Raw genomic sequence first — 26,471 nt, 5'->3', positions numbered from 1 at the left:
GTAATATGTTTATAGGTGAATATAATAAATCGGTTATAGTGACGTATATGGGGGTGGTGTTTTCCATACTTGGAATTTATAACGCTCTTAACAATAGTATTAGATTTGGTATGATGTTTTTGATCTTTGCAGGAATATGTGACCTTTTCGATGGTAAATATGCCCGAATGTTGATAAGAACTAAACAGCAAGAAGCGTTTGGGGTTCAAATTGACTCCCTTGCAGATATGATTAATTTCGTTGCAACACCTATTATTTTAGCACTTTGTCTTGGACTTAATAGTTGGTATCATTTAGTAATTTACAGTTTTTATGCACTAGCAGGTATAACAAGGCTAGGTTATTTCAATGTTCAGGTTGAGAATAATATTGATTCAACAATTGCGTTTTATAAAGGACTTCCGGTAACTTATTCCGCACTTATTTTTCCTGTGATGTGGATGTTTTCATTTTGCCTTCTACCCAGCTTTTTTAATATGCTATATGCATTAACTATATTTGTGGTTGCGCTATTGTTTATTATTGATATAAAAATCAAAAAGCCAAGAGGTTATGCTTATTTGTTTTTCATATGTCTAGCTATAGGATTATCAACATTTATTATACTAAAGGGAGTATAAATGGAAACTAAAGTATATAATAGAAAATTAAAAATAATATTTAGTGAAAAACAGTTTAAAAAAGGTTATTTAGATTTCTTATACAAAACAATGATCGGGAGAATATTGCTTAAGATTTTCTTCTCTACAAAATGTTTTTCAAAGCTATATTCTGTTTATATGGACAGTAGAAAGTCTGTAAAAAAAATAGAACCATTTATAGAAAAAAACAGCATTGACATGAGTGATTATAAAGACAGGAACTATAATAGTTTTAATGATTTCTTCGTGAGGGAAATTAAACGGAGTAAAAGACCGTATTCTTTGGAACGGCATACGCTTATTTCAGTTGCGGATGCAAAATTAATGGTTTATAAAATTAATAACGAACTGAAAATGAATATTAAAAACAGTACATATACTATTAGTGAATTATTAAGGGACGATATTCTGGGAAAAGGCTATAATAATGGTACTTGCCTTGTTTTTCGACTTACTGTAGATGATTATCATAGGTATCATTATATTGACAATGGTTATGTAGAGCGGCGAAATATAATAAATGGTGTATTACACACAGTAGGCCCAATATCTTCTCAGAGGCATAATGTTTATATAGAAAATCAGAGAGAAGTTTCGGTTTTGATAACAGAGAACATTGGTGAAATTATTCAAATAGAAGTAGGCGCAATTTTAGTAGGTAAAATAACTAATCACAAAGCAGATGAATTTAAAAGAGGTGATGAGAAAGGTTATTTTTCCTTCGGTGGATCAACAATATTGCTCCTATTTAAAGCGGGAGTAATCAAAGTGGACTCTGATATTTTAAAATTCTCAAAAGAGAATATTGAAACTAAGGTTAGAATGGGTGAGAAAATTGGAGGTATTATAAAATGATTAAAAGGCTAAATATTTATTTAAATGAAATGTATCCTGTAATTCCTCGCTTAATTTTAGGATTTATAATGTTTTTTGAAATTTATTTTTTAGTAATTCTCACAAATGGGTCTTCTATGGGACTAGATATTAATTTACAGGAGATTATTGGCGCAGTGACGGTATTTGGTTTTTTATTATCACTTAGAATTGCGGATGAATTCAAAGATTATGAAACGGATTTAATAATGTTTCCTGAACGTTCATTTCCTTCTGGAAGGGTTAAAAAAAATGATTTAGTAACACTTTTAACTATTGTTTGTGTAGTTGTAATAACACTAAATTTGATTTTCATGAACAACATAATATACTTCGTAATATTAGCAGTATATGGAGTCGTAATGTCAGTATGGTTTTTTAGCAAGACTAAAATACAAAAGAGTTTGCCACTGGCTTTGATTACTCATAATCCAGTTCAGCTCATATTAAATTTATATGTAATTTCATTTACATGTATAAAATATAATATAAATATTTTTACATTAAATAATTTGATAATTTTACTTACATTATATTTTCCAGGACTAATCTGGGAAATTTCAAGAAAAACCAGGGCACCTAAGGATGAGAATGATTATACAACATACTCAAAACTTTTTGGATTCAAAAAAGCAACTAAATTTATAATGATTGTAATGGTTTTTGATATGATCACTAGTTCAATTCTTGTTTATCAAATTTATCCTATTGCAGTTGTTACAGTAATAGGAAGTTATATTTGGTTTCTAAAACAGGGAACAAATTTTATAAAAGATCCTACAAGATTCAAGCTTGTGGATAAGGTTATAGTATATGAATATATTACAGAACTTACTCTTGTTATCATCGAACTTATATATATAGTTACCCGGTGGATTATATGAAAAAATTTATAGTAGATATAGAGAATTTTGAAAATTGCAAAGTGGGAGTAAAAGCGCACAATTTATTTCTGATGCGAAAAAACAAAATTAATACCCCAGATCTTTTTTGTATAGATTCAACATTTCTTGCGTACTATCTAAAAGATTATAGTGTACAAATAGAAGATACAATAAAGAATATTAATTATAATGATGAAAAGAGCTTGGAAAATGCCAGCTTGTACTTTAAAAGCATTGTAAGTGATATTAGGTTTGATGATGAATTTAAAGAGGCAGTGGTAAATTATCTAGAAAAGAAATTTGGGAAAAGTGATTCTTTTTCAGTGCGATCATCTTCAACTGTAGAAGATGGTGATAGTAGCTCTTTTGCAGGACAATTTGATACTTATTTGAATGTTTCAAAGGAAGACATTTTTGACAAAATAAAAGATTGCCTAGGATCACTATTTTCAGCTAATGTGTTAAAATATTGCTTGGACAAAAAGATAAAAATCATTGATTTGAAAATGAGTGTTATATTGCAGAAAATGATTAATGCGGATGCTTCAGGGGTTATTTTTACAGCAAACCCAAGAGGATTATTAAATGAGATGGTAATTGTGGTTGGCGCGGGAACGGGCGATTTGGTTGTAGAAGACAAGGTACCCACCACAACATACTATTATAATACCTTTGATGAAGATTATTATTTGGAAAAACAAGAACATTCAATTGTCTTAGATACAAATACTTTTCAAAGGATAATTGAAACTATAATTATGGTTAAGAACGTATATGGTGAATATTTAGATATTGAGTTCGCGTTATTTAAAGGCGTCATATATATATTGCAGGTAAGACCTATAACAACATTAAAAAGGGACAAAACTATTATTTTTGATAATAGTAATATTGTAGAGAGTTATCCGAATATAACGTTACCACTTTCTGCTTCTTTTGTTAAAGAGGCATATTACGGAGTGTTTTACGGACTATCAAAGAGGATATTATCTAATGAAATGATTATTAAAAAGTATCACAACGTATTAAAAGAAATGGTGGATAGTGTAAACGGAAGAATGTATTACAATATTAATAACTGGTATACGTTAATTAAATTTTTACCGCTTAGCAAAAAAATAATTCCAATATGGCAAGAAATGCTTGGGGTTGCCAGCAAAGAATATAATTCAGAAAAAGTAGATATTAGTATTTCACAAAGGACTAGAACTTATCTAAGTTTTGTAAAACAATTTCTATTTGTTCCAAAAGAAATGGATAAATTAAATAATAAATATATTGAAGTAAGTGATCATTTTAAAATTAAATATAAAAACAATTTGGATAATAAACTTCTTGTAGAGTTATATAATAGTATTTCTGAAAGGGTTTTGAAAGACTGGGATATCACTTTGCTTAATGATCTGTATGCATTTATTTATGTAGGTCTTATAAAGTATCGCTTTAAAAAAATGAAAACAGAAAATTACGAAGCGGATACTAATAAATTTATTTCAGGAATATCAAACATTGAGAGCATGAAACCTATAAAGATGTTAGTAGAACTCGCGAAGATTGTTTTGAAAGAAAATTTATTAGAAGATTTAGTGGGGCTTAAGGACAATAAAATGCTGGCGAACTACTTGGACGGGAACAACTCGAATTTCGCCCAAAGGTTTAAACAGTACATTGATATTTATGGAGATCGTTCCTTTGAAGAGCTAAAGTTAGAAAGTAGTACATTTAGAGTATCGCAAATAACTTTAGTAGAAAAAATATTAGAATATACTGAAGATAAAGAAAAGTTGCTAAATATTAGTAAGTTTTTGGAAAATGAAGATAACAAAAAAATATCAGATGAACTACTTGAAAAGTGCGGCCAAGTTGAACGTAAAATTATACGCTTTTTTAGCTCACGTGCAATGCTGGGAATAAAAAACAGAGAAATTTCAAGACTTAATAGGAGCAGAATATATGGGATGGTTAGAACAATATTTTTAACTATTGGACAAAATTTTTGTAACTCAAAATCAATAGAAATTAGGGAAGATATATTTTATTTAAAAACTACTGAGGTTTTTGATTTTATTGCTGGGCAAGACATTGACTTAAAAGAACTTATTAATATTAGAAAACAGGAATATAAAATGTTTAGTAAATTGCCAAATAGCTCAAGACTTATTTTTAGTAACAAGGTTTTTGAAAAAAAACATTCTAATATAAATTCTGAGGAAATGTTTGAAAATAGAAATGAAATTTTTGGAATTCCATGTTCCAATGGTTTGGTAATTGGAGAAGTAGTAGTTGTGGATGACCCTAAAAAAATTAAAGAGTTCAAAAATAAGATATTAGTAACAAAAATGACTGATCCAGGATGGGTGTTTTTAATAACCTTATCTAAAGGGATAATTGCGGAAAAAGGGTCATTACTATCCCATACTGCAATTATCTCTAGAGAATTAAATATTCCTTCAATTGTAGGAGTGAAAAATATTACAAACATTTTAAGAACTGGTGACATTATAAAAATGAATGGGAATACAGGGGAAATTGAAATAGAAAAGAGAATGAAACAGAAATGGGAATGATAAATGATGTATAAACTTATAACATTTGATAAAGAAGAAAATTATATAAATGATTTCTTAATGATTCCAAGGGACTTATACTCTCCGATGAATATAGTTCAAAATGAAAAGGAAGAACGTGAACTACTTCTCGAAAAGCATTTGCTTAGCAAATATTTTAAAATATATAAACTTATTGTTTATAAAGAAAGGTCAGCATGTGCTAGATGTATAGTAACTATTTATCCAGGCGATGATTATTCATGTATAGGCTTTTTTGAGAGCATTAATGATATTGAGTGCTCTAAGTTGTTGTTTGAAGAGGCGAAGAGAATAACGAGAGCGAATAATTGTAAAAAAATAAAGGGACCTATCGATTGTAGTTTCTGGATAAAATACAGGTTGAAGACTAATAATTTTGACAAAAAACCTTATGTGTCAGAGCCATATAATAAGGAATACTATATGGAGTTATTTTTGGCTGGGGGTTATAGAGTGGCTGAATCTTATGTATCTAATTATTACGAAAAACCACCGATGTTCAATTATATGGATAAGAAATGTATGGAAAGATATAATAAATTCACTAATAAAGGGTACCACATAGTCTCTCTCAAAGAGAAGGACTATGATATTGTAATAAGGGAAATATACAATATGTTAATGGAATTATACAAAGGTTTTCCAGTATTTAAAAGCATTAGTGAGGAGGACTTCCTGCAGCAATTCGGAGCTTATCGACATATATTAGATTTTTCGTTTGTGAAAATAGCATACTATAAGGAAGAAGTTGTGGGATTTGTTATAGGAATGCCTGACTATGGCAATATGTTATATGGAAAATTAGGATTTTTAAAATATATCAAACTATTCCTTAAAAAAATACGTTGTAGCAATTATGTTCTACTTTACATGGGTGTCAAACCAGGACATTATGGATTAGGCAGTGCTATGGCATACCCAATGATTAAGAATGCTAAGAAAAGGAGATCCAGCACAATTGGTGCACTCATTAAGGAAGGCAAAGTAACACAGAGGTATGTTAAGAATAAAATTGATTCAAGTTATACCTATGTTTTATTAGAATGTGATTTGGAGTAAAGAGTAAAGGAAAAAATGAAAAGGTGTACCCTTTGGCTTTTGCTGAAAGGTACATTTTTGTATGTTCCATATTTATCTGGATATAATGATTACACCAATAAAAATAAAGACACCATAATGCCTTAAATTGGGGAATGCGACATATTTCTGAAAAATAATAGAATATTTTGTTAATATATAATATAATATATATGTAAAATGCTATCTAATATAAATTTTAATAAATAAAAATGTCTGTTTAAATATGATAATAAAATTATAAAATCGGGGGATTCAATAATGGGGAAATATGAAAATTTAAATGATTCAATAAGTATTCAAGAATTATTTAACAACCTTGAAAGACAAGGAGAAACAACAATTACTATAAGAATTAAAGAAAATCAATTTCCTGGAACAATGGTATTTAATTACAAAACAGATTATGAGCCTTTAGTAAAATATTCTGAAGAGGTTTATCCTTTTGAAGCTTCAGATAATATCGAAATATCGTTCTTCTACAAAAATACTTTCTTTGTATTTGAAGCACAGATAATTGAAGCATTTGAAAAATCATTTATTATTAGGAAACCTCAATTAGTAAAGGCATCATTTGCTAGAAATAGTACACGCTATAAGATTAAGAAAAATGAAAGTGCATTTTTAAGATTTCAAGAAAGTACAGAGGATTTTAAAATAATTGAAGTTAGTACTACAGGACTTTCTTTTGAAATAAATTCTAAGTCTATATGTGAAAAGCATGTTTTAAGAAATTTACACCTTAATCTTAATGATTCATTATCATTTTATTTTGATGCTGAAGTTAAATATATAAAGCAGTCAAGAAATATATTTGTATGTGGGTTAAGCTTTGTTAACATTGACTGGGCATCTTCACAGGCTTTATTTCACTATATTTTTCAAAAATATTATCCTAACTTAAAATCCCTTACTGATTTGTCAAAAGATGAAATGTCAGAGTTATATAATAAGATAACAAACATTGGACAAAGAGCATTAGATAATGAAAATACTGAGCTTACTTATGAAATTAAAAACATTGATAAAGTTAAAGATAAACCTACTATTTCTGTAAATTTAGTATATGAGAAAAATAATATTATTATGGGGGCTAATTCAGCCTTGCGTATTTATAACCATACTTTTTTGGGGAATCAGCCCGTATTACTGATGGAGACATATCTTAACCCGAAAGTAAATTCAGATATTTTTATAGGACTTTCAGAGCAATTATTAAATCATGTCTATTTTGAAAATTTTATAACTTATACTAATTCGGATACTGAATGGTATATAGGTGTTTTTAAGAATATTAGTCATATTATTAATGACAGTGAAAAAGTGAGCTTTCACAATCAGTTATGTTATGAATATAGTATTGATTATGATATAAAAGAGAAGTTAAGTGAATATAAGACTGAAATGCTTGATAATCCTGATGAATTTATAAAATATTGTGATGAAACCCTAACCTCTCTAGAGAAGGATTGTTTCGATTACCATAAGGATTGCTACAATTTAGATGAAATAAAAGGTATTTACCATACAATTGGTTATTCTGTTGAAAGAAGGTTGCTTCAAACAACAAAAAACAATAAAATTGTAGCTTATTCTGTTGCTGAGTGTTTTTTAGGAGAAACTAATTTTGATAGTATGGATACTATTAAAATTTACCTTCTGGAGGATAAACCAGACTTTGATACAATCATACATTCGATTTTAACTCAGATAACAATGTTCTTTAGGATTAAAAATAAGAATAAATTAAGAATTTACATTCAATCTCCTTTTGATGTTACTGATGATAATTTCACAAGTGAATTTGGGAAAAAACTTTCAATAAACAGGATAATGATGAATAGAGATGGTATGGTAGAATTCGTTAGGCTATTAATGTCAAGTTTTGAACACTATGCAAGGTTTCATAACCTATCGCTGCCTCAGAAGTCTATATGGCAAATAGAAAAATTTTTTCCAGGAACAAGTATAGGAAATGTGGCAGGAACACTAAAAATTACAGAAGAAATTAATTATGAGTTTCTTGAAAAAGCAATAAACATATTTGTAGAGAAAAACGATGCTATGAGAATAAGGGTAATAGAAGAGGAAGGTATTCCTAAACAATATATTCATAATTACAGTTATTTTAAAATTGATTTTTTTGATTTCAGTAATTCTGATATTAGCGAGTTCTATAAGTGGACTGATGAGCAGGCTAAGAAACCTTTCAAAGTTATTGAGTCAACCTTATATTATTTTGCCATCATAAAATTAGGTAAGGATGTTGGCGCATTTTATGCAAATACTCACCATTTAATTTCAGACGCTTGGACAGTGAATCTCCTTGCTGGTCAAATTGTTGGGAATTATCAATGCTTAAAGAATAATCAAAAGATTTCAAATGTCAAAAAACCATCATATATAGACTTCTTAATTGATCAAGATGAATTTAGATATTCTGATAGATTCGTAAAGTCAAAGGAATTCTGGAATAAGAAATATAACGATAAGTTTGAAATTGCTCACTTAAAACCAGTTTCTAAAGGAATTCACTCAACAAAAGCAGATAGAAAAACTATTCTTCTTGACTGTGAGTTAACTACAAATATTTATAAATACTGCGCAAAGCATGAACTGTCAGTATTTTCGTTATTTATGGCTATTTTTTCAATTTATATTAGTAGTAAGACATGTGTTAACGACGTGGTTATAGGGACACCTATTCTTAATAGATCAGGTGCAAAGGAAAAACAGATGACAGGAATGTTTGTAAGTACAATTCCTGTAAGATTGCTTGTGGATGTTAATGGGGATTTTGATTCCTATGCTCATTATGTATCAAAAGAACTGAATGGGTATTTAAGAAATCAAAAATATAGTTATGAATTGATTTTAAAAGATTATAGAGAAAAATATAAAGTTATAGATAAATTTTATGATTGCCTCCTTTCATATCAAAATTCTAAGTATGAAAAAGGTGATCATCCAGATAGCTATGAGATTAGATGGCACTTTAATAAAAATCAGGTCGAATCTTTAATATTACATTTGGACGATAGGGAAGGCAGCGGAAAGTTATTATTGAATGTTGATTATTTAGTTGACCTATTTACTGAAGATGAAATACGTCAAGTAAGTGGTTCTTTAATGAACTTGATTAAGAATGCAATAAGTAATGATGACATAGCTATAAATAAGCTTGAAATGCTCGATGAAGAGGATAAGAATATACTATTGAGCACTATTTCTAAATTTAATGATACTAAAGCTGAATATCCAAAAGATATGACATTGCATCAATTGTTTGAAGAACAGGTTAAGAAAACGCCTAATAGTACTGCATTATTGTTTGAAGACAAGTCACTAACATATGCGCAGTTAAATGAAAAATCAAACCAGCTTGCAAGGAAACTCAGGGACAAGGGTGTAAAACCTGATAGTATAGTTGGTATAATGGTGTATAGATCATTTGAGATGATTATTGGTATAATGGCGATACTAAAGGCTGGCGGTGCTTACTTACCTATAGACCCTGAGTATCCTGAAGGTCGAAAAAAATATATGTTAGAAAATGCCGATGTTAAAATACTACTAACACAAAAAAGAATAAGTGACACGAGTAATAGTAATGTAGAAAAAATACTATTGGACGATTCAGAGTTATATGAAGGAGACTCAACTAATCTTGTAATAATAAATAGACCTAATGATCTTGCCTATGTAATTTATACTTCGGGTTCAACAGGTATGCCTAAAGGAGTAATGATAGAGCACTATTCTGTAATCAATAGGTTGAATTGGATGCAAAAAGAATATCCTTTAAATGAGAGCGATATTATTATTCAAAAGACACCGTATACTTTCGATGTATCCGTATGGGAGCTATTTTGGTGGTCATTCTATGGTGCAAAACTTGTTATACTTTGCCCTGGGGGAGAGAAAGATCCAGCCGAAGTTATTAGTGCAATTGATAAATATAAAATTACTACTATACACTTTGTACCATCCATGATAAGTGTATTTTTAGACTTTCTTCAAAGAGAAACTAGCAATTATAAAGTTAGCAGCCTAAGGCAAGTATTTGCAAGTGGAGAGGCTCTAACGCTGAAACATTTTGAAAGGTTTTATAAAGTTTTTGAAAATCTCGATATAAGTTTAACTAACTTGTATGGACCGACTGAGGCAACTGTTGATGTATCTTATTTTGATTGCATAAAAGGAGAAAATCTAAAAGTACTACCAATAGGGAAACCAATAGATAATATTAGGCTTTATATTTTAAATAATAATCTTCAAGTTCAACCAATTGGAGCTAGCGGTGAACTGTTTATAGCAGGAGATGGATTAGCTAGGGGGTATCTCAATGCGCCAGATATTACGGCTCAAAAATTTATAACAAGTCAATATTTAAATGAAGATAGGATTTACAAAACTGGCGATTTAGCAAGATTGCTTCCAAGTGGTGACATAGAATATTTAGGAAGAATTGATAATCAAGTTAAAATAAGAGGATTAAGGATAGAGCTTGGTGAGATTGAGTATCAATTATTGAGATTCAAATCAATTAAGGAAACTGTAGTAATTGATAGAAAGGATGAAACTAGGAATAGTTACCTATGCGCTTATTATGTTTCAGATTCGGAGCTAACCAATGTTGAAATAAGGGAGTACCTTTCTAAGAATTTACCAATATATATGATACCTTCATATTTTGTAAGAATGGACAAATTGCCACTCTCAGGTAACGGGAAAATTGATAGAAAAAAATTACCTGATCCGTTCCTTAGTATTTCTCTTGATGAAGAATATGTAGAGCCTAGAAATGAGATAGAAAAAAGGATTGCAGGCATTTGGGAGAAAGAACTAAATACAGATAAAATAGGAGTAAAGAGTGATTTTTTCAACATTGGAGGAGATTCATTATTAGCTATCAATGTGTCCCTTAGTATTGGTTGTGGAATTACAATTTCTGATATATATAAATATCCGACTATTGAAGCACTGGCGAAAAAAATTCAGAATAAAAAAGGTATAGATAGTATTTTCTATTCTGTAATGGAGTCTGATGATATTAAAGGAATATCAATATTGGGTATTCCTTACGGCGGAGGAGCTCCAATAGTATATAATGAAATTGGAACTCAGTTGTCCCAAATATCCGACAAGTATTCATTATATTCGGTTATTCTACCTGGACATGATTTTGGAGAGAAAACAGGTGTTTTAAAACCTATTGAGGAAATAGCTTTATTATGTGTTGAAGAGATAAAAAAACTTATAAAAACGGAGATTGTTTTGTATGGACATTGTGTTGGAAGTGCACTTACTATTGAAATAGCTAGATTATTAGAAAAAGAAAAAATAAAAATTAAGGCTATTTTTATAGGTGGCATAATTCCACCAAAGTTTATAAAGTATTATGGAGATGTTGTAGACCCTTATAAATTAAAAAATGATGAAGCGATAATAAAATACCTTAATAAACTTGGTGGGGCTAATTACGCATTTGGAAACAAAGAAATGTCATTAATTATCAAAGCATTTAGGCATGATGTAAGATGTTATATGAAATACTTTCATGATTTTTCTCGAAACAAAAGTAGTAAATTATTAACACCAGTTTATTTAGTAATAGGTGAAAGTGATTCATCTACAAAAAACTATGAGAAGAAATATAAAGAGTGGTTAAATTATTGCGAAAAAATGAGTTTAATTACTTTAAAAGATGCTAATCACTATTTTATAAAATCACATGCGAAGGAACTTGCGAATGTTATTGATGAAATAATTTAACATTTTAAAGGGGGATATTATGATAGGAAAAATTGATATTAGCTTAGTGTTACTTCTTATGTCAACAGTAATTATTATTATTATGGCTTATATGATTTATAAAAATTCAAATAAATCACAGTTAAAGAATGTGTTTATATCAATAATAGTATTGTTATTTATTTGGAATATAGGTACTTTACTAGAATTATGCGTAAGATTAAGATATGGTTATACAGAAATGGTATTTATAAATATATGCTATTTCTCTATTTCCTTTATACCGATTAGTATTCTTCTATTTGGTATTGTATATGCACATACACGAATAAAATTTTCATGGAAATACCTTATGCTTTTTATAATTCCACTGTTATCAACGGTATTAATATGGACTAACAACATGCATAAACTTTTTTTTGTTAAGTACTCTGTTAATAACAAAGATGCAATATATGGAAGTTATTTTTACTTCCATTCAGTTTATTCTTATATTTGCATATTTATTGGGATAAGTTATTTAGTGGTATTTTCAATAAAGAACTCTGGTTATTTTTCAAAACAATCGCTATTTATTGTTATTGGGTTTTTAGTCCCTGTATTTGTAAACATAGCTTTTACACTAAATTTACTCGACTTACCTTTTTTATCAAACTCAATTGCTTTCACCATTTTTGGATTATTTGAAATGATAGCAATTTTTAAATTTAATTTTCTTAATCTCATGCCCATAGCAATGGGAACAATAGTGGATAGAATATCCGATGGTTTTATTGTTATAGATGAAAACTTTCGAATTACTGATTATAATAAGACTATGCAGAATATATTTGATCCCATTGTAAAGATTAAAAGGAAACATTATCTTTTTAACGTTTTAGGCTTTTTCAAATCTCATGAAATGTACCATTTTAAAGAGGTTATAAGAAAAGTAAATGTTATGAAGGAGTCTATCATCTTTGAACACCACTTTTGTGAAGAAAAATTTGACAAATATTTCAATATTGAAATTACACCCATAATATCAGGTGAAAACCACTTAGGTAATATAATTTTATTAAAAGACATAACTCAAAATAAGGTCAACTTGAAGAAGATAAGTGAGCAACAGGAACAAATTATAGAGCAGGAGCGGCTATCATCTCTTGGTATGTTAATGGGAGGGATCTCTCACAATCTAAAAACTCCTATAATGTCAATAGCTGGGTGTATTATAGCTTTAGAGGATCTTACTAAAGAATATAATGAATCTGTGGGCAATACAATTGTGAGTGAGAGTGATCATCACGAGATAGCAGATGAAATGTTAACTAATATTAACGATATTAAAGCGCATTTTTCTTATATGAGTAATGCTTTGACTGCGATAAAGAACCAGGTAGCAAGTTCCGATACTCGTAAAGAAATAAGTTTTACACTAGAAGAGATAATTCAAAATATTGAATTCCTTATGAAGTATGAGGTTAAATCTAATTTTTGTAATTTAATTATTTCAAATGAAACAAAAGAAAATTTTTTAATTAATGGGGATATTGGAACTTTGGTACAAGTTATTGATAATCTTATTTCGAATTCCATTCAGTCTTATGGAAAAATTACTCACACTACTTCCGCTGATGCGTCTTCTAGGAATATAGAGTTTATAATATTTGAAAAGGGAGACTACATAATCTTTAAAGTTAAAGATTATGGAAGAGGTGTAACACAGGAAATTAAAGATAAACTTTTTAAAGAGATGGTTACAACCAAAGGAAAAGAAGGAAGCGGAATTGGACTTTATCTTTCTTATTCCAAAATAAAGGTAATGTTCCAAGGTGATATGTGGCTTGAATCTGAAGAGGAAAAAGGAGTGAGTTTCTATATTAAAGTTCATAAGAATTTGATATAATAGGTGTAAAAGTGCGGGGCATTTTGATTTGATTGGAGGTGGGAAATAAAGTGAGGATTTCTAATATAAAAAAAGTTGAATTAATAAACAAAAGAGAAAAGTTTAAAATAATAGCTATTGATGATGAAATAGGAATAATTAAAACTTTGAGGGTTATTCTTGAGAAGTATGGTTACGAATTTGAAGGATATACAGATCATGAAGAAGGAATTGAGAAAATTAAAAATAATCATTATGATTTATTGATTCTTGATTATATGCTTAATAACATTAATGGAACACAAGTAGTTGAGATAATAAGGAAATTTGACAAAGAATTATATATATTGTTTTTAACTGGTTATTCAGAGTCTGCACCACCTTTAGAGACGCTTGAAAAAAATGATATACAAGGTTATTGTAGTAAATCGAATGATCAAAGTCAACTTTTGCTTCTGGTCAAATCAGCTTACAAGGTCGTAGCTATGATGAATGAAATTAAGCTGACACGAAACGGACTTAATAGCATTTTGGAGTCAGTTCCCAAGATATATCAACTGCAGCCTATAGACGTGATACTTGAAGAGGTACTTAGAAATCTTCTTAAAATAGTTAAGTCAACTAATGCTTTTATTTTCGCTGATAATATTTTTGGCCATGAAGGCATTTTAACGGAAAGCTTTTTTAAAGGCATTGGAAAGTTTGATACTGATGTAAATACATTTACAAGGATGTTTAACCCATCCCTTATGGTATATGCAGGTTCAGCTAGAATGCAAAAGAAAAAGGTGCGATATGAAGAAGGTGTATTCTTTCCGCTTATTAATGATAAATCAGAGTGTATGGGAGTTATTTATGTGGAACTTAGCGATGATAAAAACATAAGTTTATTGGAGATATTTGCAAAACACGCAGCAAGCTCTATAAATAACGCATTCTTGCATTCATTACTTAATATACAAAATGATGAACTCAATAAAACTTATGAAATAATCAAGGCCGGATATGAAGAGACTATAGATACTTTAAGACTTACAGTTGATGCAAAGGACGATTATACAAGTGGACATTCAGACAGAGTTTCAAAATATGCTGTAGAAATCGGGAAATGTTTTAATCATTTAAATGAAAAAGATTTAGACTTGTTAAGGGTAGCAGGAATATTCCATGATATAGGCAAAATAGGTACTGCAGATGATATACTTTTGTCAGGTAAAAAGTTAAGTGAACTAGAATTTGAAGAGATAAGGAAACATCCTTTAACAGGGGCTAATATACTTTCTGCATTATCGATGTTTAAAGATATTGTTCCTCTTGTAATGTTCCATCATGAACGAGTGGACGGAAAGGGTTATCCTAACGGTTTAAAAGGAGATGAAATTCCATTCCTAGCAAAAATTTTGGCAATAGCAGATTCTTTTGATGCAATGACTACAAATAGACTATATAGGCGGAAGCTCTCCCTTGATGATGCTATAGTTCAATTAATAAAAGGATCTGGAAGTCAGTTTGAACCAGAAATTGTGGAGCGATTTGTTAGACTACTTAAAAGCGGGGTTGTGCAATTAGATGATTTGTAAACTAACTACGGTTTCCTAAACCCCGTAAGAAAACCCTCGACTAATTAATAAATTGGTCGGGGGTTTTCTTATATGGTCGTCTTTTTTGCTATACCAACATATAAATATTCTAAGTATTCAGTATCAACATCTTCGTTTTTTAACATGTCTATTCTACTTTTAGCCTTACTTAAACCTTCATTTGCTTCCTCAAAATCCTTTTGTTTTATGCATCGGCTTGCATATTCTAAGAGATAATCAACTTTAATCACCGCTTTTGCCAGAGCTTCTTTATCCTGGTTTACTAGATTAATTAATAAGGAATAGATTTGTGGAGAAGCGGTCGCTTTAGAATTATATAAAAGATCGTTATTTCTACTGTTTTTTTTTGCCATATTTAATACCTCGCTATATTTTGTTGATTATATAATTAATATTATATAATAGTTTTTGATTAAACAACAGAATTTTGATTTTTTTTATTTTAAATGGTATTCTATTTTTATAGATAGTAAATTAGTTGAAAAAGGAAGGGTATAATGGGATATAGAATTGAAAAGGATTTACTTGGCGAGATAAAGATAGATGATAAATTTTATTATGGAATCAATACTCAAAGGGCAATTGAAAACTTTCCATTAGAAAATAAGAGCGTAAATTTAAAATTGATATATGAAATTGCAATTATTAAAAAAGCAGCAGCGGGTGTAAATAAGAATCTTAAAAAACTTGATCATGAAAAAGCAAATGCTATTATAAAAGCAAGTGAAGATGTAATTTGCGGAGAACTTGATTATAACTTTGTGGTTAGTGCTTTTCAAGGTGGAGCAGGAACTTCAACTAATATGAATGTAAATGAAGTAATTGCCAATAGAGCAATTGAAATCCTTGGAGGAAATAAGGGAGAATATGATTTAATACATCCTTTAAATGATGTTAACATGTCTCAATCTACAAATGATGTTTATCCAACTGCACTTAGAATTGCAGCAATCCATCTTATAAGGAAGTTAAGTAAATCTTTGTCAGAGCTTCAGCAGTCGTTTCAAGAGAAAGAAAATGAATTTGCAGATATGATAAAGCTAGGGAGAACTCAACTTATGGATGCACTTCCTATGATGGTAGGTCAAGGATTTGGCGCCTATGCAAAGGCAATAGAGAGAGATCGTTGGAGAATTTATAAGGTAGAAGAACGGTTAAGACAAATAAATATGGGTGCTACAGCTATTGGGACGGGACTCAATGCTACAAATAAATTTATATATATGATAACGGATTCCCTTCAAGATTTAACAAAGCTAGGCCTGGCTAGGTCTGATTATCCAATGGATATAACTCAAAACTGTGATGTGTATGTGGAGGTGTCCGGATTACTCAAGTCTTGTAGTGTTAACCTTTTAAAAATATCAAATGATTTAAGGTTATTAAATTCTGGACCAAAGGGTGGTTTTGGGGAGATAAATTTACCAGAAATGCAAGCAGGTTCTACAATAATGCCTGGAAAAGTTAACCCTGTGATTCCGGAGATGGTGGCTCAGGTTTCTATGAGAGTTATTGCAAATGATGGAGCTATAACTATGGCGAGTTCAATGGGACAATTGGAACTTAACTCTTTTACACCACTTATTACAGAGAGTTTGCTTGAATCCCTTGAGCTTTTAAACAGATGCGTTATAATATTTAGAGAAAAATGTATTGAAGGCATTAGTGTAAATGAAAAAAAATGTAAAGAAAATCTTGAAAAATCTACAGCTTTAGTTACTGCATTAGTTCATCATATAGGATATGATAAGGCTAGTAGCGTAGCAAAAAAAGCTTTAAAAGAGGATAAGACCATTAGGGATATACTACTCTCAGAGAAAATACTTAGCAATGTAAAAATAGAGGAAATATTAAATCCGTATGAATTAACGAAACCAGGAATACCCGGGTTAAAATAAGGAGGAATGAAAATTGAGTTTAAATGATACACCTCGCTCAGAAAGAGTCCATATAGCGTTATTTGGAATGAGGAACGCAGGAAAATCTAGCATAATAAACGCTTTAACAAATCAGGAAACAGCTATTGTGTCAGATATGAAAGGAACAACTACCGATCCGGTATACAAGGCTATGGAAATATTGCCAATTGGGCCTTGCGTAATAATTGATACCGCAGGGCTAGACGATGTTGGAGAGCTTGGAGAATTAAGAAAAAAGAAGACACTTGAGGTTTTAAATAAAACAAATATTGCTTTAGTGGTTATTGATGCCTCTATTGGATTAACTGACTATGATAAATATATTATAGATCAAGTAAAAAGTAAAAAGATACCAGTAATAGCGGTTTTAAATAAGGCTGATATAGCTACCGTAAATGAAGAGCTCATTAGTAAAATAAATAATGGACTAGATATTCCTTCTGTTTCTGTTTCAGCAGTTACAAAACAAGGAGTAAAGCAACTTAAAGATAAAATTATAAGTATGATCCCAGAAGAGGAAGAAAAATTTAAAATTATAGGAGACCTTATTAGTCCGGGTGATTTTGTAGTATTAGTTACGCCTATAGATAAGGCAGCCCCAAAGGGACGATTAATACTTCCTCAGCAACAGACCATTAGAGATATTCTTGAAAGTGATGCAATTGCAATAGTTACTAAAGAACATGAATTACGGGAAACTTTAGAGAATCTAGGTAAGAAACCTAGAATTGTTATTACAGATTCACAAGTGTTTTTAAAAGTAGCAGCAGATACACCTAAGGACATTCCTATGACCTCTTTTTCAATTTTATTTGCAAGATATAAAGGGGATTTAGTCCAGCTTATAAGGGGAGTTAAGGCAGTTGAAAAGCTTAAGGATGGAGATAAAGTACTAGTTTCAGAAGGATGTACACATCATAAGCAAGCTGATGACATAGGAAGAGTTAAAATTCCTAGATGGCTTAGGCAAATTACGGGTAAACAGATAGATTTCGAATACACTTCAGGGGTTACTTTCACAGAGGATGTTAAAAGATATGCACTAATAATACATTGTGGCGCTTGCATGTTAAATAGAGCTGCGATGCTCAATAGAATTGAGTCAGCAAAAGAATTTGATGTACCTATGGTTAATTATGGGATTTTAATTGCCTATGTTCAAGGTATATTAGATCGAGCTCTAGAACCTTTTCCATTGGCAAAAATGATATGGGATGAAGAATAAATTAGTAAGTAAAACCCTTGACTAATTAATTTTTAGTTAAGGGTTTTCTTATACTTTGATTTTAATTTAGTTGAATCAGAGTGACAATTCTATTTTAAGTAAGATTTCCTTTATTTGAAAACAAAGCCCCAATAGCCATTATAATAGTAAAAATAATTAGATACCCAACAACTGCTATTTTATGGGAAAAACAGGCGGCAACTATCATAAATATGCATCCTGCTAACGAAACAATAGGCATTATGAATCTTTTAGATGAGTTTAAATCCTTCTCTTTTTTCATAATCATAATAAAAATAGGAATATATAATGCATAAATAGTAACTATAGGTAATTCTGATGAATCGAAACAAAAGAATCCAAACCAAGGTTTTGTTAAGTTAGCGCCATAGAAGTATAATAACCATATAGCACAAAGAAGTAGTCCGAGTATAGATGAATTTGTTGGCATATTAGTTTCGCTATCTATTTGTTTAAATATATTTGGTTTTGGTCCAAAGCCCCTTGCTGCTAATGAATAAATACCACGAGTACATCCGAGCATTAATCCGTTTAAAGTTCCGAGGCAAGAAATAATAACAAATACAAATATTAGAGTGCCACCAGCAGAGGAGAATATTTTTTGAAATGCCAGTTTAGCTCCAGCTTCCCCACCTTTCATCATAACTTCATTTGTTACAGCTCCAGCTAGTCCTATATAGTAAAGAATATAAACAGCCATAATTATAAACGTGCCACCAACTAGAGCAAGTGGAAGCGTTTTCTTTGCGTTCTTTAATTCAGCATTAATACTTGTAGCAATAATCCAACCCTCATATGCAAAAGCTGTTGCAACAACTGCTGTAAATAATGCATTCGCAGTACTTACTTTTTTTACTACTGTTGTGAAATTAATCATAGTCATACCACTATTGATACCCACTATTGTTCCAATTATAGCCATTAAAATAAGTGGAATTAGTTTTATTATAGTTGTACTAACTTGAAATTTGCCAGCTAAAACTGGTGATAATGCGTTTATTGCATAGCTACCTATCAAATATAGACAGGCAATAGTCATACACTCTCCACCTGTAATTGAAAATCCAAATAATACGCAGGTGTATCTAGCTGAAACCCATGCTAAAACTGACGTCAATGTTGGATAGTAAATAAGTGCCATAAACCAGCCAACATAATAACCATATTTTTCGCCCATAGTAGCTTCTGCATAATCTACTATACCATTTACTTTCTCGTACTTAGTTGCCATTACAGCAAAAGTATAGGCACAAGAAATCATAATAATACCACCAATAACCCAAGCCAAAATACCTAGTGTAAGATTCCCGCCAGTTGCAGTTAATACTTTTTCTGCCTTAAAAAAAACGCCACTGCCTATTACAATGCCGACAACCATTGCTATCGCAGTAATAAGACCAAACTTTTTTTCTAATTTCGTTTCCATAATCAAACCATTCCTTTCGCGATTTATAATTTTTAACAAATTTATTATATCATTACAATTCATTGCTTTACAAGGATAAAGTCAAAGGAAACACTTTATTAATTATAAATTACTCTTCATTATTCTTATGTTGGAGGAATGCATTTACGTTTGAACGTTTAGACTTTTTGCTTCTATTTAATAGTATCATTAAAATAATAAAAGCAATTATTAAACCTATAAATAGACCCAATATTCCTAATGTCACAGTGAGGTATATTTCTAAAATTATCATTAATATTAATACTATTATCATTATTATTTTTATTGGTTTTATTTTCAAATCTGATTTTTCACTATTCCTTTTCCACATTTTAATTTCTCTCCTCCTCTTCTATATAGATTTAAATAGGTAATATTAGACAACAACAACCTACATATAATAAAATATATGCTAATTACCTTTTAAATAAGACAATACTATGATATATATCAATGTGTTGACTGTGAAAATGATTTGTTGATATAATTGTATTAATAAAGTTATTTTATTGCGTTTAGAGTAACGGCAAAACTAAGGAGTTGTATTTGATTGGCTAAAGATAAAAAAGTTTATATTTGTAAAGACTGTGGGTCACAATCTCCAAAATGGATGGGTAAGTGTAGCGATTGTGGTGCCTGGAATACATATGAAGAAAAAATAGTTAAGGCAAGCGACCTTAAATCTAAATCAAGTAGAATGGTAATAACAACTAATCCAACAAAACTAAGAGCAGTTGTACAATCTAACAGCGATAGGATAGTTACAGGAGTTTCAGAATTTGATAGAGTTATGGGCGGCGGAATAGTTAGAGATAGTATAAGCATAATTTCAGCACCTCCTGGAATGGGCAAGTCAACTCTTTTACTGCAACTCGCAAATGCTCTGTCTTTAAAAGGATTTAAAATTTTATATGCATCTGGAGAGGAAAGTAATAGTCAAATTAAAAATAGAGCTGACCGTACAGTAAAAGAACTAGCTGATAATTTTTGGGTAGTTTCTGATACTAAGCTAGATGAGATATTACAACATATAGAAACAGTTGATGCAGACTTAATAATACTTGATAGCATTCAAACATTTACTTTAGAAGAATATTCAAGTTCAAGAGCGGGATCGCCTACTCAAGTAATTGAATGTGCTACAGCTTTAAAGGATAAAGCAAAAAATCCGGATAGACCAAGAGCTGTATTTCTCGTTGGGCAAATGACAAAGGCTGATGAGATGGCGGGGCCTCGAATACTAGAACATTTAGTGGACACCGTGTTGTACATAGAAGGAGAAGATGGAGAAGAACTGAAACATTTAATTAGCAAAAAAAACAGATATGGTGACACTTCTGAAAGTGGACTATTTCGTATGTCAGAGATAGGAATGGAAGAAATAACTGACCCGTCGGAGTTTTTTATGACCAAAAGGGAAGAGTTAGTTCCGGGCAGTGCTTTAGCCGTTATAAAGGACGGTACAAGACCAATTGTTGTAGAGGTAGAGAGTCTTGTATCTAAATCTTTTACTCCTTATCCAAGTAGATTAAGTGAGTGTTTCGCAAGGAAGGAACAATTAGGGACTCTTATCTCAATTCTTGAGGAAAGGGGAGGGATAGGGCTTTATGATAAGAATGTTATTATAAAAGCAACAGGTGGTCTTAAGTTAACTGAAACATCAGTAAATCTTGCTGTAGTGATGAGTATTGCATCCTCCGCATTAAACCATGGAATATCTACTGATACAGTCTTTATAGGAGAACTTGGCCTTACTGGTGAATTAAAAAAAGTACCATCGCTCGAGCAAAGGCTAAAAGAAGTAGATAGAATGGGTTTTAAAAAGGCATATATACCTATGAATTGTTTAAAAACAGGTATTAAATTTAAGAATATAAAGATCATTCCTTGTAAAAAACTAACAGATGTTATTGAAAAGGAATTCAAATAATGGGAATGAAATATTATTTAGCACCCATGGAAGGAATTACGGGATACGTATATAGAAATTCTTATGAAAAGTTTTTTAATAATATTGATAAATACTTTACACCTTTTATTGTTACAAATAAAAGTAGAAGTCTTAAGTCTAAAGAATTAAGAGATATTTTGCCTGAAAATAATAAAGGTATGAACATAGTTCCACAAATACTTACGAGCGATGCAGAAGGTTTTATTACTACTGCTAGAAAATTACAACAATTAGGTTATAACGAGGTAAATTTAAATTTAGGATGTCCCGCTGGAACGGTTGTTTCAAAAAATAAAGGCTCAGGATTTTTAGCCAAAAGGGAAGAGCTTGATATATTTTTAGATAAAATATTTAAGATAGATAATATGAAAATTTCTATAAAAACTAGAATAGGAAAAGATAGTCCAGAAGAATTTTATGAGCTAATAAAAATTTACAATAAATATCCTTTAGAAGAATTAATTATTCATCCAAGAATACAAAAAGATTTTTATGGAAACAAACCTAATTTAGAGGTGTTTAAAGATGCATTATCTTTAAGCATAAGTCCAGTATGTTATAATGGGGATATTTTCACTGTCGATGATCATAATAAATTAATAAAAGCTTTTCCAGAAGTTAAAACAGTTATGCTAGGAAGAGGTATTATAGCTAATCCAGGGTTGATGAATAAGATAAACCATAATACTAATATAGATAAAAAAGTATTAAAAGATTTTCATGATGAAATGTTGTATAAATATATAGAAATATTTGATGAAGAAAGAAATGCAATATTTAGAATGAAAGAACTATGGGGCTATATGATTTACATATTTTCAGATAATAAAAAATATGCTAAAAGGATAAAAAAGTCGCAAAATTTAAATGAGTATAATGAAGCTGTTTTAAGTTTATTTATGGAACAGGAAATCGTAGAAGGGGCTGGATTATTTAATAATCAACATTAAAAATGCTAAGTATATATTATAAAAATAAAAGAACCTTTAGGAAGGAAAATGCCGAAGGTTCTTTTTGCGTCATGCTTTAAATTTACAATTAAATCATATAGGAATTAGAAAATAGTTAGGATAGAATTAAAATAGGTGCTAAAACTAGAATAAAGGGAGTGTGAATTATATGTTATCAATAATTGGTGGAATTGTTGTTGTAATTATAATACTTAAATTTCTCAATATTATTTAGCAATTCAAAAAGAATAACTATCTAATTAGTTATTCTTTTTTATGTTTTTAGCTACTGTATAATATTAGTGTTTTAAATTGATATTTTAAAAACATTAGAATATAATAAAAATATATGTAATTATAGAATTTAAAAGATTAAAAATATTTTGAGGAGATGTTATTATGTCATGGTGTCCAAAATGTAAATGTGAATACCGCACGGGATTTATAAAGTGTAGCGACTGTGGATGTGATTTAGTAGAAGTGCTTGAAACTACAAAAGTGGATTCAGTAGAAGAATATGACACTGAGGCTTTTCTTATATCAGTTAGTGATGATTTTGAAGCAAAGTTAATTGAATCAAAACTAAATGCTTTTGATATACCGTCGTTAAAAAAAACCGCAGGAATTAACGGCATTTATGGTTTCCCAGGTAATTGTGAAATCAGTATATACGTACCTTCTAAGTTGCTTGATAATGCAAAAGACATAATTGATATTCAAATTAAATAAATAAAAAAAGGCTATGCGAAAACATAGTCTTTAATTTTCTGTAAGTATTACTGTAAATTCTGTTCCAATGCCGCACTCGCTGTTAAGCTTAATTGCTCATCCAAAGAATAAGTATGTACAGTTATTCAATTGCCAGCTTACTAAAGTGAAAAAATACTTGACTTAGAGTGGACTCCAAGTGTTATACTTTTTACATAGTCCACAGAGGGTTAAAATAACAAGTATCATTCAATCTTCGGATACATTGCGTTATTATGAGCGTATAAAATAGGCGGATATGAAGAGGCAGAAGTGACAGGCGTTTTGCCTTGGGATAAGTAGAATAATGATGGTAATCATATAAAGTATATTTAGGTGAGAGGTGGAAAAATAAATGATAAACAATGAAAAGTATAATGAATTAATTAAATATATTAAAGGATTAGGAAAAGTAGTCTTAGCATTTTCAGGTGGAGTAGATAGTACTTTTTTACTTAGAGTAGCAAAAGAGGCCCTTGGGGACAATGTAAAGGCAGTAACAATTATGTCTCCATATATTCCAAAGTGGGAAATAGTAGAAGCAAAGGAACTAGCTAAAAAATTAGGAGTACAGCATGAGATTATAGAAGCTCCAATCATTGATTCAATTAAATTTAATCCAGAAGATAGATGTTATCTTTGTAAAACGGCAGTGTTTGGCATGATATTAGCTGTTGCTAAGGATCAGGATTATAACTATGTAATAGATGGAACTAACTTTGATGATATAAGTGATTATAGACCAGGTCTTAAAGCATTAAAGGAATTAGAAATAAAGAGTCCACTTTTAGAATGCAAGGTAACTAAGGCAGAAATAAGAGCTTTTTCCAAAGAATTAGGACTTAATACTTGGGATATAAGCCAGCATACGCATGTCTTTTAACAAGAATACCTTATGGAAATGAATTAAAAATAGAAGATTTCGAGAAGATCGAAAATGCAGAAAAATATATGATGAGCATAGGGTTTAGAGCTGTTAGAGTGAGATGCCATGGAGACTTAGCAAGGATTGAAGTAAGTAAAAATGACAGGAGTAAATTATTTGATGAAAAACTTTTAGATACTATTGCTGAAAAGATAAAAGAATGTGGGTTTAAATATGTAACTTTAGACTTGCAAGGATATAGAGTAGGGAGCTTCAATGAAACTATAATAAAAAATTAAGTTTAAAAATAAGAATAAATGGAGGAGTGTGTTAATATCCCTGGATGTTTCACTTTTTATAATAATTATCATATGTTTGGTAAAGAGGAGAATTATGACCGTTTTCTTGCACCTAAGCAAAAGGCATCGAGTTGCGTAGAATGTGGCAAATGTGAGACTCATTGTCCACAAGGCATTCCAATACGCGAGGAGTTGAAAAAAGTTAAAGCGTTATTTGAATAATAATTGAGTGTTTTAAATTGTTTAGTTATAACTCAGATGCACCCAATAATGGGTGCATTTTTGCTTGTAAAACTAAGATGTTATTATTTATACTTTAGTATATAATTATAAGTAATTTAGTAGAATAGGAGCAATATTATGAATATAGATGATTTAATTATATACAATAAAACAATCTTGAAAAGAGAAGCAAAGAATGTCGATTTTCCGAGTACGCTTTCGGTGGAATTATGTGGGTACCTTTCTAAAAATGGGATTACAAAACTATATTGTCATCAGGCAGAGATGTTTGAAAAAGCAATGGAAGGTCATAATATTGTAATAACCACATCTACAGCTAGTGGAAAAACACTTAGCTTTTTGCTGCCGGTTCTTCAAGAAATTTTATCGAATCCTCTTGCAAGAGCAATTTTTATATACCCTACAAAAGCATTAGCAAGCGATCAGTATCGTGCTATAATGCCTTATTTAGAATATTTCGGGGAAAACAGAATTTCAGCAGGTGTATATGATGGAGATACTCCTGTAAATGAAAGAAGTAGAATCAGAAAAAGTGCAAATATTATTTTAACTAATCCTGAAATGATAAATGCTGCATTTTTACCGAATCACAGTAAATTTGGATTTGATTTTATATTTTCTAATCTGAAATATGTGGTAATTGATGAACTGCATACGTACAGAGGAGCATTTGGTTCCCATGTGGCAAATGTTTTTCGAAGATTAGGGAGAGTATGCAGATATTATAATTCATCACCTCAATATCTATGCAGCTCAGCAACTATAGCAAATCCTGTTGAATTAGTAGAAGATATATGTGGGCAAAAATTCATTCAAATTGATAAGGATGGTTCGCCAGCAGTGAAAAGAAAATATGTGCTTGTTCAACCGCCAAAGATTATGGGGGCCGATAAAAAATATTATGGTCAAGTACAGACAACCTCAGTTGCTGCTGATTTAATACCTGATTTGGTAGAAAATGATAATAGTTTTATTGCATTCACCAAATCAAGAAAAAACGTTGAAGTAGTATTAAAAGAATCAAGAGATAAATTAGAATCAGAGAGTTTCTTTGGAGCATCATTAACGGATAAAATATCTGGATATAGGGGAGGGTATACACCTCTGGAACGTAAAGAAATTGAAAATAAAATGATTACAGGTGTTTTGCGAGGCATTATATCTACCAATGCTTTAGAACTTGGTATTGATATTGGAAAGATTGACACAACAGTACTTGTTGGATATCCCGGAACGAGGGCATCTTTCTGGCAACAAACAGGGAGAGCAGGTAGAAGTGGGAAAGAATGTACAAACTATTTAATTCTTGATAACCTGCCCTTTGATCAGTATATTGGGATTAATCCAGACTGGCTCTTTAAAAATGGAAGTGAAAATGCAGTAATTGATAAAAATAATCTTTTGATAGAGTGTAGTGCGTCAAAATATAGCTTTATGAAACTGCATTCCTAAGTCAAATTATAACTATAATACTAATTATTATCTAGTGGTTATTTGCTTTTTTACTAAGCAGATTATT

At 30.4% G+C, this 26,471-nt stretch carries 18 protein-coding genes and 1 pseudogene; 16 read left to right on the top strand and 3 right to left on the bottom strand.

Going from position 1 to position 26,471, the window contains the following annotated elements; all coding sequences use genetic code 11:
• Positions 1–5 precede the first annotated feature (5 nt).
• From KPL55_RS17900 to KPL55_RS17865, 8 genes are all read left to right on the top strand, one after another.
• On the top strand, positions 6–620 hold the full coding sequence (locus KPL55_RS17900) for a CDP-alcohol phosphatidyltransferase family protein (protein ID WP_216308111.1): 615 nt from the start codon (positions 6–8) through the stop codon (positions 618–620).
• Positions 621–1,496: a phosphatidylserine decarboxylase gene (locus KPL55_RS17895; protein WP_216308110.1), complete on the top strand. Its 876-nt coding sequence runs from the start codon at positions 621–623 to the stop codon at positions 1,494–1,496. It begins immediately after the preceding gene.
• Positions 1,493–2,398: a UbiA prenyltransferase family protein gene (locus tag KPL55_RS17890; RefSeq protein WP_216308109.1), complete on the top strand. Its 906-nt coding sequence runs from the start codon at positions 1,493–1,495 to the stop codon at positions 2,396–2,398. Before KPL55_RS17895 ends, KPL55_RS17890 begins: the two co-directional genes overlap by 4 nt.
• A complete protein-coding gene (locus KPL55_RS17885) occupies positions 2,395–4,965 on the top strand; it encodes a phosphoenolpyruvate synthase (RefSeq protein ID WP_216308108.1) in 2,571 nt (856 codons plus the stop codon). The genes KPL55_RS17890 and KPL55_RS17885 overlap by 4 nt, the downstream gene beginning before the upstream one ends.
• A gap of 3 nt (positions 4,966–4,968) precedes the next feature.
• On the top strand, positions 4,969–6,045 hold the full coding sequence (locus KPL55_RS17880) for a hypothetical protein (RefSeq protein ID WP_246599605.1): 1,077 nt from the start codon (positions 4,969–4,971) through the stop codon (positions 6,043–6,045).
• Positions 6,046–6,324: 279 nt separating this feature from the next.
• A complete protein-coding gene (locus tag KPL55_RS17875) occupies positions 6,325–11,838 on the top strand; it encodes a non-ribosomal peptide synthetase (protein ID WP_216308107.1) in 5,514 nt (1,837 codons plus the stop codon).
• Positions 11,839–11,857: 19 nt separating this feature from the next.
• A complete protein-coding gene (locus KPL55_RS17870; RefSeq protein WP_216308106.1) occupies positions 11,858–13,705 on the top strand; it encodes a histidine kinase N-terminal 7TM domain-containing protein in 1,848 nt (615 codons plus the stop codon).
• Between the two features lie 50 nt (positions 13,706–13,755).
• Positions 13,756–15,264 carry an HD domain-containing response regulator gene (locus KPL55_RS17865; protein WP_216308105.1) on the top strand — a complete coding sequence of 503 codons (1,509 nt, stop codon included), beginning with the start codon at positions 13,756–13,758 and terminating at the stop codon, positions 15,262–15,264.
• 68 nt (positions 15,265–15,332) lie between these two features.
• Here the strand turns inward: KPL55_RS17865 and KPL55_RS17860 are convergent, their stop codons facing one another.
• Positions 15,333–15,638, bottom strand: coding sequence for a hypothetical protein (locus KPL55_RS17860; protein WP_216308104.1), 306 nt, complete (start codon positions 15,636–15,638; stop codon positions 15,333–15,335).
• A 144-nt stretch (positions 15,639–15,782) separates the two neighbouring features.
• Here KPL55_RS17860 and KPL55_RS17855 point away from each other — a divergent pair, with 144 nt between their 5' ends.
• Together KPL55_RS17855 and hydF are read left to right on the top strand one after the other, a co-directional pair.
• Positions 15,783–17,183, top strand: a complete 1,401-nt coding sequence (locus tag KPL55_RS17855) for an aspartate ammonia-lyase (RefSeq protein WP_216308103.1) — start codon at positions 15,783–15,785, stop codon at positions 17,181–17,183.
• A 13-nt stretch (positions 17,184–17,196) separates the two neighbouring features.
• Positions 17,197–18,429: a [FeFe] hydrogenase H-cluster maturation GTPase HydF gene (gene hydF, locus KPL55_RS17850; protein ID WP_216308102.1), complete on the top strand. Its 1,233-nt coding sequence runs from the start codon at positions 17,197–17,199 to the stop codon at positions 18,427–18,429.
• A 94-nt stretch (positions 18,430–18,523) separates the two neighbouring features.
• Here hydF and KPL55_RS17845 read toward each other — a convergent pair whose 3' ends face one another.
• Complete coding sequence (locus KPL55_RS17845; protein ID WP_216308101.1) at positions 18,524–19,876, bottom strand: APC family permease; 1,353 nt, start codon at positions 19,874–19,876, stop codon at positions 18,524–18,526.
• 109 nt (positions 19,877–19,985) lie between these two features.
• Positions 19,986–20,228 (bottom strand): hypothetical protein, encoded by a 243-nt coding sequence (locus tag KPL55_RS17840; protein ID WP_216308100.1) that lies wholly within the window; start codon positions 20,226–20,228, stop codon positions 19,986–19,988.
• 219 nt (positions 20,229–20,447) lie between these two features.
• Here KPL55_RS17840 and radA point away from each other — a divergent pair, with 219 nt between their 5' ends.
• The 6 genes and pseudogenes from radA to KPL55_RS17810 all read left to right on the top strand — a co-directional run bounded on the left by radA (position 20,448) and on the right by KPL55_RS17810 (position 26,404).
• Positions 20,448–21,827 (top strand): DNA repair protein RadA, encoded by a 1,380-nt coding sequence (gene radA / locus KPL55_RS17835; RefSeq protein WP_216308099.1) that lies wholly within the window; start codon positions 20,448–20,450, stop codon positions 21,825–21,827.
• Positions 21,828–21,832: 5 nt separating this feature from the next.
• Positions 21,833–22,798: a tRNA dihydrouridine synthase gene (locus tag KPL55_RS17830; RefSeq protein ID WP_216308127.1), complete on the top strand. Its 966-nt coding sequence runs from the start codon at positions 21,833–21,835 to the stop codon at positions 22,796–22,798.
• 399 nt (positions 22,799–23,197) lie between these two features.
• The gene (locus KPL55_RS17825; protein WP_216308098.1) at positions 23,198–23,527 is read left to right on the top strand and encodes a hypothetical protein; all 330 of its coding nucleotides are present in this window, start codon (positions 23,198–23,200) and stop codon (positions 23,525–23,527) included.
• A gap of 373 nt (positions 23,528–23,900) precedes the next feature.
• Positions 23,901–24,709 (top strand): annotated as a pseudogene (gene larE, locus KPL55_RS17820) (ATP-dependent sacrificial sulfur transferase LarE).
• A gap of 72 nt (positions 24,710–24,781) precedes the next feature.
• Complete coding sequence (locus KPL55_RS17815) at positions 24,782–24,931, top strand: 4Fe-4S dicluster domain-containing protein (protein ID WP_246599601.1); 150 nt, start codon at positions 24,782–24,784, stop codon at positions 24,929–24,931.
• Positions 24,932–25,069: 138 nt separating this feature from the next.
• Positions 25,070–26,404 (top strand): DEAD/DEAH box helicase, encoded by a 1,335-nt coding sequence (locus KPL55_RS17810; protein ID WP_376770468.1) that lies wholly within the window; start codon positions 25,070–25,072, stop codon positions 26,402–26,404.
• Positions 26,405–26,471: the final 67 nt, after the last annotated feature.

The organism is Clostridium lacusfryxellense, from assembly GCF_018861735.1.
In the GTDB taxonomy this organism is placed as follows: Bacteria; Bacillota; Clostridia; order Clostridiales; family Clostridiaceae; genus Clostridium_AD; species Clostridium_AD lacusfryxellense.
Note: the sequence above shows the minus strand (reverse complement) of the source record. Positions and strands in the feature narration are given on the sequence as shown.